The sequence below is a fragment of the Candidatus Symbiothrix dinenymphae genome (assembly GCF_001431085.1).
Genome location: NZ_BBRU01000150.1, coordinates 1 through 762, shown reverse-complemented (window position 1 = coordinate 762; position 762 = coordinate 1). Strand labels below are relative to the sequence as shown.

Here is a 762-nt window from a genome sequence, read left to right as displayed (position 1 = left end):
TTTTTTACATCCCCATATCCACAATACTTACATTTTCTACACACAACCGGCACCGGAACATTAGTTGTCGCGACTTTTTTTGTTTCGACTGTCCGTGTCTTTATTGCGTTATTGGCGGTAGTAACTTCTTTTGTTTCCATTGCATTCCATTTTTTGCATGAAACACATTTTTTAGACTCTAACCCGAGAACAAAGCAGCCAATAAAACCAACAATTAACATTCCAAATAGCATCCAAAACGCAGCACTATGTAACAGATAATCCGGCAAATGATTGATTAGAAAATAAATAAAATTATCGTCGCCACTATCGTGACCTGCGGCTTGGGCGGAAAATGTGCTCATAGAAAAGCAAAAGCACACGAGACTTGTTTGATTTTTTTTCATTTTACTTTATAAAATTGTTATTAAAATCAGAACTCTTAATTAAACACCATTTTACATTGTTTGATTCTTTAACTGCAATTCCATAGTGACAAATATCGTCAATATTGCAAGTTAAAAATACGATTGCCACCAGCGATGGATTATCTTTTACAAAATAAACCTCCGAAAGTAATTCCAAATTCACATTTGTCATTTTCAGTTTTTCTTTTTCTGACAAATTGCTACACACAACAATCTCATGATTGTTCAAATCAATTGATAAAATTTCTTTTAACATAATAAATAGTGTCTGTTATCAACCATCGACCTATGAAAGAAGAAAATGCTGTTCTGGTTGCGATTAATCCGCCAAAAGCGGGAACTATCAAGATAAAGC

General features: G+C 33.7%; 2 protein-coding genes. Both read right to left on the bottom strand.

Translation table 11 applies throughout. The features are described from left to right. Nucleotides 1-386: hypothetical protein (locus ASC50_RS02315; protein ID WP_158648302.1), on the bottom strand; the 386-nt coding region annotated here is incomplete at its 3' end. A 1-nt stretch (nt 387) separates the two neighbouring features. Then, nucleotides 388-663, bottom strand: coding sequence for a hypothetical protein (locus tag ASC50_RS02310; protein WP_055430531.1), 276 nt, complete (start codon nt 661-663; stop codon nt 388-390). Between the last annotated feature and the right edge of the window lie 99 nt (nt 664-762).